Here is an 8,464-nt window from a genome sequence, read left to right on the forward strand (position 1 = left end):
ATCAGATGCCCCCCTTATTAAGGGGGATCCCCCCGCCTATCGGCACCCCCCTTATCAAGGGGGATCCCCCCGCCTATCGGCACCCCCCTTATCAAGGGGGGCAGGGGGGATCGAACCTAAAATCCATTTTTAATTTAATTATAACCAGCTACTTAATGCCCTACAGTCTCGTTCTCAATCTCACACCTCGATCGCCGATCTATCCGAATTTTCTCACCGGACGACACCTTCACGCGCTATTCCTTACCCTTGTCAGTAGTGTCGATCAGGAATTAGGGGACATTCTACACACAGCCGAGGCAGATAAAGCCTTCACCTTATCGCCACTACAGATGCAATCTGGTGGAAAAACGATAAATTCCCCGCAGTGGCGACACGAACGGCCAATCGCCCCAGAAACTCCCTGCTGGTGGCGGATTTCTCTGCTCGATGACCGATTATTCGGTAAATTAACCTCGCTCTGGTTGAATCTCAATCCAAAACACCCCTGGCATCTCGGTTCCGCCGATCTGGTTATCACTAGCGTCCTCGCCACCCCGCAATCGGTTCAATTCTGGGCGAACTCTTGTACTTATCAATACCTGTATGAAAACGCCTCGGAAACGAATCGAGAATTTGATTTCCTTTTCGCTACCCCCGTCACCTTCCGGCAGGGAAAATTCGATAGTGCCTTACCGACGCGGGAACTGGTGTTTAATGGCCTTCTCAGTCGTTGGAATCGCTATAGCGGGATCCCCTTCGATTCCATCGTCCTAGAGTCGATTTTCCCCAGTTTCTTCGATATTAAAACGAAATTAGCCGACGAAGCCTATAAAAACCATTCGATCGGTTGTGTAGGCGAGATTCACTATCGTCTTTTGGGAGAGGTGGAACCCGCAAAGATTAAAGCGATTAATGCACTGGCGGATTTTGCCCTCTACGCGGGAGTGGGACGGAAAACCACCATGGGAATGGGGATGACTCGCAGAATTTCTAAGGATAAAAGATAGTTATGGATGAATCTGATTACATACCGATCGCCGCCCTCAACCATTACGCCTACTGTCCCCACCGTTGTTGGAGAATGTTCGTCGCTGGGGAATTTCTCGATAATAGCTACACGATCGAGGGAACAAATTTACACGAGCGAGTTCACACCGTCGGGGCGGCAAACCGCGAGGAAATATGGCAAATTCGGGCGATCTGGCTTAAATCAGATAATTACCGTCTCATCGGTAAAGCCGATCTGATCGAGTCCCAGGATGGCGAATTTATCCCCGTGGAATACAAACGGGGCAGTAAAGGCGAATGGGATAACGACGAGTTGCAGGTGTGCGCTCAAGCTCTGTGTTTGGAAGAAATGACTGGAAAAAGGCTAGATACCGGCTATATCTACTATGCCAGTTCTCACCAGCGTCAACCGGTGGCGATCGATCTTGCTCTACGGCAACGGGCGATCGCTACGATCCGAGCAATTGAAACCCTGATCCAGACGGGAAAAATGCCACCGGCGGTCTATTCACCCCGCTGCAAGGGATGCAGTTTGTTCGATCGCTGCTTGCCCCGATTAACCGAAAAAGTCCAACGATATCGAGAGGAAGACTAAAAAATATGGGAACGGTATATGTGACAAGAGAAGACGCATTTCTCGGCAAAAATGACGAGCGTTTAACGGTCAAAGCATCCAAAGAAACGATCCTCGATGTTCCTTTATTGAACGTGGAAGGAGTGGTGATTTTCGGACGGGGTTCAGTTTCTCCCGCATTGGTGATCGAATTGTTGGAACGTCATATTCCGCTCAGTTTCGTCACATCCACCGGACGCTATCTCGGTAGATTGGAACCGGAGATGACCAAAAATATTTTCGTTCGTCGAGCGCAATGGCAGGCCGCCGGCGATTCCCCGAAAGCCATTCATTTAGTGCGGGGATTCGTCCGCGGCAAGCTGAAGAATTACCGCAACATTCTACTCCGTCGTCAACGCGATCGAAAAGAGTTGGATTTACAAACGGCGATCGCTTGTCTGGAAGCAGCGATCGGCTCGATCGAAACAACCTCGGCGATCGATTCTCTCCGGGGGTTAGAGGGAGCCGGAAGCGCAGCCTATTTCAGTTGTTTTGATTCCTTAATTCTCGGCGATACTTTTACCTTTGCCTCGCGTAACCGTCGCCCCCCGCGAGATCCGGTCAATTCTCTTTTGAGTCTGGGTTATGCGTTATTGCGCCATGACGTGCAGAGTGCGATCAATTTGGTCGGTTTTGACCCCTATCTCGGTTATCTTCACTATCAACGTTACGGTCGCCCCTCGCTGGCACTGGATCTGATGGAAGAATTTAGAGCGATCGTCGTTGATGCCGTGGTTCTCAATGGGATCAATCATCCTTATCTTACCCCCGAACATTTCACCACCGAACCCTTAAGCGGTGCGGTTTCCTTGACGAGAGAGGGATTACAGATTTTCCTGCGCTTGTACGAACAGAAGAAACAATCCAAGTTTAAGCATCCGGTAATGGGTAAACAGTGTACTTATCAAGAAGCTTTCGAGATTCAGGCCCGACTAATGGCGAAATATCTGATGGACGAGACGGATAAGTATCCACCTTTGATTTTAAAGTAGGTAGAGGCGGTCATGTATTTTGTTGTCAGTTACGACATTTCCGATGATAAGCGACGAACCAAAATTCACAATACGTTAAAGTCCTACGGCCAACGGGTGCAGTATAGTGTTTTTGAGTGCGATCTAACCGATACCCAGTACGCTAAGCTGCGCGGGCGCTTGAGTAAGTTGATCAAACCCGATACCGATAGCATCCGCTTTTATTTTCTCTGCGCCTGTTGTCGGGGTAAAGTGGAACGCATCGGTGGTGAGTTACCCCGGGATAATACAATTTTTTTTGTTTAGCTCGGTTGCGCTTCCGGGTAGCTGTAAAAATTCTTAACTATTATGTGGTGGCTGAAAAGCTTATGGAATATAGATTCGAGATGATTTTCCTTTCCAACGCGGGGCGCACCTTATCCCGTAAGGTTTTGCGGGGTCTTGAAGAACTGGGTCACTTGCTGTATGATTGGTTTATTGCGGGTGCGGCGCATACGAACCTTGAAAATCCCATAGCGTATAGCTTTTACCACTGGGCGGTTCCAATTAATCTTAAACCCTACTAGGGATTGAAACCTCCCAGATTTTGCCTCTCAGTCCTGTCTGGTTGGTTCCAATTAATCTTAAACCCTACTAGGGATTGAAACAGTGATACTTTCAAGCAGTCAGTAGAAGATGGAAGTTCCAATTAATCTTAAACCCTACTAGGGATTGAAACGATTTTAGATTCTACTGTAGAAAAGATAAGCACTCGTTCCAATTAATCTTAAACCCTACTAGGGATTGAAACTTTTAATTTTTATTCTCTAATTTCTAAAGTTATCCCCCAGTTCCAATTAATCTTAAACCCTACTAGGGATTGAAACGCGGAAAATGGGGGGGCTTACTGGCTGCTCGAGTTCCAATTAATCTTAAACCCTACTAGGGATTGAAACGATGCAAAAAATAACCCCTAGCAAAATTAAAAGCGTTCCAATTAATCTTAAACCCTACTAGGGATTGAAACATCTACTCCAGAGGACACACCCCCGCATCCTCGTTCCAATTAATCTTAAACCCTACTAGGGATTGAAACATTATTAATTATTTTGCAGTTAACTAACATTACCGTTCCAATTAATCTTAAACCCTACTAGGGATTGAAACAAAGCCGCAGAGCAAAAAGGTGCGCGAATTTATCGTTCCAATTAATCTTAAACCCTACTAGGGATTGAAACGTCGGATCGGACATTGGCTCGCTGTACCGACTTAGTTCCAATTAATCTTAAACCCTACTAGGGATTGAAACATTAGTTTGATTCGCGGCAATAAATCGAGAATTAGCGTTCCAATTAATCTTAAACCCTACTAGGGATTGAAACAACAGCTATCCGGGAAGGAATTGATCTAGTAGGTGTTCCAATTAATCTTAAACCCTACTAGGGATTGAAACCTGGCCACGGGGGGTACGGGGGGATCGAACTTCGTTCCAATTAATCTTAAACCCTACTAGGGATTGAAACTAAGATAAATGCGACAAATCACGGCAATATTCAAGTTCCAATTAATCTTAAACCCTACTAGGGATTGAAACTTACTTTGAGGCAGATCCCAAGAATTTGCAAAAAGTTCCAATTAATCTTAAACCCTATTAGGGATTGAAACAGGATAAAGCCGAAGATATAGCACTGACTCCAGACGTTCCAATTAATCTTAAACCCTATTAGGGATTGAAACTAAAGTCGCTGCAAATTCCTTCATTTTTTCCTCTCCTGTTCCAATTAATCTTAAACCCTATTAGGGATTGAAACCACATTGCAAGAATTGATTAAGTTTGATCTGATTGTTCCAATTAATCTTAAACCCTATTAGGGATTGAAACTTAGTTGTTCGACTGCCGGCACAACTGGAACCCCAAGTTCCAATTAATCTTAAACCCTATTAGGGATTGAAACCGGCTCCCCCGCTATGTCTCCCCCCCGTCCACACGTTCCAATTAATCTTAAACCCTACTAGGGATTGAAACTAGCCTTAGACGATCGATCAAGTGGTTCATCTGTACGGTTCCAATTAATCTTAAACCCTACTAGGGATTGAAACATTTATGGTAAAAATTAACGAGAATGTTGTCCGGGTGTTCCAATTAATCTTAAACCCTACTAGGGATTGAAACAACTTTTTGCCACTAAATACGGTGCTAGTTTCCTCGTTCCAATTAATCTTAAACCCTACTAGGGATTGAAACCGGGTCGCTGGATTATAAGCATTGGTGCCTAGTCTGTTCCAATTAATCTTAAACCCTACTAGGGATTGAAACTTCCCGTCTGAAACCATTATCTCTGATTTCTTAAGGTTCCAATTAATCTTAAACCCTACTAGGGATTGAAACTGATCAAGTTTGTTTCGTGAACGTGAATAGTTTGAGTTCCAATTAATCTTAAACCCTACTAGGGATTGAAACTAGGTATTCGCTAGACAGAGAGAACTGTAAATTATTGTTCCAATTAATCTTAAACCCTACTAGGGATTGAAACTTACAGTTCCGTAAATCCAAACTCGGCTAATTTTGTTCCAATTAATCTTAAACCCTACTAGGGATTGAAACTAAAAATTTAAGTACCACAGAGTCTATCAGTTTGGTTCCAATTAATCTTAAACCCTACTAGGGATTGAAACCATTAAAAAGGAGATGCACATTTTTAACGCTTTCCCCGTTCCAATTAATCTTAAACCCTACTAGGGATTGAAACCGCCCTTTTTTTACCATGAAAGGAAAATTTTTAGAGTTCCAATTAATCTTAAACCCTACTAGGGATTGAAACGTAAACTCTATTTCTGGCCGATTCCAGAAATAAGGTTCCAATTAATCTTAAACCCTACTAGGGATTGAAACCTCGTTGTGGAAACCGCCGATTTCTCGACCTTCTTGTTCCAATTAATCTTAAACCCTACTAGGGATTGAAACGTAAGTAAGGCTTTCAATTCCCGATCCAACGCTTGTTCCAATTAATCTTAAACCCTACTAGGGATTGAAACCAATCAATTATCGAAGGCGATAGAGGAGCGGATGTTCCAATTAATCTTAAACCCTATTAGGGATTGAAACAGGAATCGATCAAGCTAATATTTCTCGATCACTACAGGTTCCAATTAATCTTAAACCCTATTAGGGATTGAAACAGAGGCTTATTAAAGTGGCGGAAAATGCAGGTCTGTTCCAATTAATCTTAAACCCTATTAGGGATTGAAACAAAGGACTAAGATAGAACTATTTACCGGTGCAGCTGTTCCAATTAATCTTAAACCCTACTAGGGATTGAAACTTGATCGGACTTGGTTTGAGATTCTCGATAAAGGTTCCAATTAATCTTAAACCCTACTAGGGATTGAAACAAAAAAAAGAGGTGGCGACCTACGGGGAACCTCCGCTTGTTCCAATTAATCTTAAACCCTACTAGGGATTGAAACCGGACCAATCGGCGATCAGAAGCAGCAGATAATCGTTCCAATTAATCTTAAACCCTACTAGGGATTGAAACTAAATACTCGATAAATATAAGTAATTCTTATAATGTTCCAATTAATCTTAAACCCTACTAGGGATTGAAACCCAATTAATAGCGGTTCCCATAAATTTACTCCTTTTGTTCCAATTAATCTTAAACCCTACTAGGGATTGAAACAGGAAATAATAGCAAGCGCTCGATCAATTATTGGCGTTCCAATTAATCTTAAACCCTACTAGGGATTGAAACAAGAGCCATCGTAACTCCCCCGATAGTTGATCCCGTTCCAATTAATCTTAAACCCTACTAGGGATTGAAACTTTTCCTTCCAAGAATAAAGCCGAGGATAGTGAGGGTTCCAATTAATCTTAAACCCTACTAGGGATTGAAACGATTCTAAGATAGAGATTACCTGCTTATCTGTTAGTTGTTCCAATTAATCTTAAACCCTACTAGGGATTGAAACACGGTTATCAATTGTCGATTTAAAAGATAAAACTGTTCCAATTAATCTTAAACCCTACTAGGGATTGAAACCAAAAAAATCTCATTAGCTCTCCCTTTAAACTAATGTTCCAATTAATCTTAAACCCTACTAGGGATTGAAACCATTTAGTTTCCCTATCAATTCCCCTTTTGATTCGTTCCAATTAATCTTAAACCCTACTAGGGATTGAAACCGCAATTATTTAATCCTCTTATAGCCAATCCTTCTTGTTCCAATTAATCTTAAACCCTACTAGGGATTGAAACAGCGATAATACTATCGATTGGATGCCAGAACGCCCAGACGTTCCAATTAATCTTAAACCCTACTAGGGATTGAAACTGACTCTAAGATTTAAGCTAATTAACGTGGAAAGTTCCAATTAATCTTAAACCCTACTAGGGATTGAAACCAATCTCATGCAGATTGGGGATGGGAGCCTGATCGGTTCCAATTAATCTTAAACCCTACTAGGGATTGAAACCCTAGCGCCGGGACCGCATCCGCATCCGGGATTTGTTCCAATTAATCTTAAACCCTACTAGGGATTGAAACATAGCGACATATTATTACAGGGTGATGATGCTGAGTTCCAATTAATCTTAAACCCTACTAGGGATTGAAACAAGCTGAGTTTTATTAGCATGGGTATGGCTATTATTCACAGCCGGTTCCAATTAATCTTAAACCCTACTAGGGATTGAAACCGAGAATGGCTGATTTAAGAGTTTTATGCTTAGCAGCCACGCCCGCCTGATTGGTGATTCCCACTATAGTCCAGTTCCAATTAATCTTAAACCCTACTAGGGATTGAAACTTATAAGGCCACTATAGTAGCCTTTTGTACTTAATCGTTCCAATTAATCTTAAACCCTACTAGGGATTGAAACTTCTCCCCAGCAATCACCTTTTCCTTTTCCCGATAGTTCCAATTAATCTTAAACCCTACTAGGGATTGAAACCCCTGCAAAAAAATCCGGCAAGAAGATCGAGAGTGTTCCAATTAATCTTAAACCCTACTAGGGATTGAAACAGTCTGACACCGTGCGATCACCTGCTGTATGCAATGTTCCAATTAATCTTAAACCCTACTAGGGATTGAAACTGCAATCTGCATACAATTCAAAAAATCCCAGAACCTTGTTCCAATTAATCTTAAACCCTACTAGGGATTGAAACATTTCATTCTGGAACGCCTGATAATTAGCATTTAGGTTCCAATTAATCTTAAACCCTACTAGGGATTGAAACGTTTGCTTCGCTGAATTGGGAGGCTAGTCTGCCTGGTTCCAATTAATCTTAAACCCTACTAGGGATTGAAACTTTACAGCATCCTAATGAGATTTGGGAACTAGACGGTTCCAATTAATCTTAAACCCTACTAGGGATTGAAACTCACATTCACCACCACCCCCGACAAAGAAACCCAGGTTCCAATTAATCTTAAACCCTACTAGGGATTGAAACCTCTTGGAAATGGCCAAGGACAGGGAGTTAAATCTAGTTCCAATTAATCTTAAACCCTACTAGGGATTGAAACTTACAGTTCCGTAAATCCAAACTCGGCTAATTTTGTTCCAATTAATCTTAAACCCTACTAGGGATTGAAACTTCGGTAGAAAGTATCAGCAGGATAGGCGATTAAAGTTCCAATTAATCTTAAACCCTACTAGGGATTGAAACGTAGAAATTACTTTGCCTAATGGTGAAAAATTACAGTTCCAATTAATCTTAAACCCTATTAGGGATTGAAACTTCTTTATTGTATAAATATTCATACTTAACGTCAGTTCGGGATAAGGGAGGAAAGAAAAGGCGGGGGCTAGTAAGCTGAAAAATATATAAACTCAGCACCCCCAACCCATCTATGTCTAGTCTAGAAGCTCTTTTCTGTCATGTCGACGACGGATGCCGTGTA

At 42.2% G+C, this 8,464-nt stretch carries 4 protein-coding genes and 1 CRISPR repeat array; all 4 genes read left to right on the plus strand.

What is annotated here, in order from left to right; all coding sequences use genetic code 11:
- Nucleotides 1-155: 155 nt before the first annotated feature.
- Genes cas6 through cas2 form a run of 4 tightly spaced genes read left to right on the plus strand, consistent with a single transcriptional unit; the run spans nucleotide 156 to nucleotide 2,880 of the window.
- On the plus strand, nucleotides 156-989 hold the full coding sequence (gene cas6, locus PX484_RS13620) for a CRISPR-associated endoribonuclease Cas6 (protein WP_287768007.1): 834 nt from the start codon (nucleotides 156-158) through the stop codon (nucleotides 987-989).
- Nucleotides 990-991: 2 nt separating this feature from the next.
- Nucleotides 992-1,585 carry a CRISPR-associated protein Cas4 gene (cas4, locus tag PX484_RS13625; protein WP_002797938.1) on the plus strand — a complete coding sequence of 198 codons (594 nt, stop codon included), beginning with the start codon at nucleotides 992-994 and terminating at the stop codon, nucleotides 1,583-1,585.
- A gap of 5 nt (nucleotides 1,586-1,590) precedes the next feature.
- Nucleotides 1,591-2,595 (plus strand): type I-D CRISPR-associated endonuclease Cas1d, encoded by a 1,005-nt coding sequence (gene cas1d, locus PX484_RS13630; protein ID WP_287768009.1) that lies wholly within the window; start codon nucleotides 1,591-1,593, stop codon nucleotides 2,593-2,595.
- Nucleotides 2,596-2,607: 12 nt separating this feature from the next.
- Nucleotides 2,608-2,880 (plus strand): CRISPR-associated endonuclease Cas2, encoded by a 273-nt coding sequence (gene cas2, locus PX484_RS13635; RefSeq protein ID WP_002742874.1) that lies wholly within the window; start codon nucleotides 2,608-2,610, stop codon nucleotides 2,878-2,880.
- Nucleotides 2,881-3,113: 233 nt separating this feature from the next.
- Nucleotides 3,114-8,301: direct repeats of the CRISPR family, unit length 37 nt; unit sequence GTTCCAATTAATCTTAAACCCTACTAGGGATTGAAAC.
- Nucleotides 8,302-8,464 lie beyond the last annotated feature (163 nt).

The sequence above is a fragment of the Microcystis sp. M49636_WE2 genome (genome assembly GCF_030065375.1).
Lineage (GTDB): Bacteria > Cyanobacteriota > Cyanobacteriia > Cyanobacteriales > Microcystaceae > Microcystis > Microcystis aeruginosa_C.

Excerpts from the sequence above, each read along its gene's own strand:
- cas4 (WP_002797938.1), top strand. The coding sequence starts at position 992 with ATGGATGAATCTGATTACATACCGATCGCCGCCCTCAACCATTACGCC.
- cas6 (WP_287768007.1), top strand. The coding sequence starts at position 156 with ATGCCCTACAGTCTCGTTCTCAATCTCACACCTCGATCGCCGATCTAT.
- cas2 (WP_002742874.1), top strand. The coding sequence starts at position 2,608 with ATGTATTTTGTTGTCAGTTACGACATTTCCGATGATAAGCGACGAACC.
- cas1d (WP_287768009.1), top strand. The coding sequence starts at position 1,591 with ATGGGAACGGTATATGTGACAAGAGAAGACGCATTTCTCGGCAAAAAT.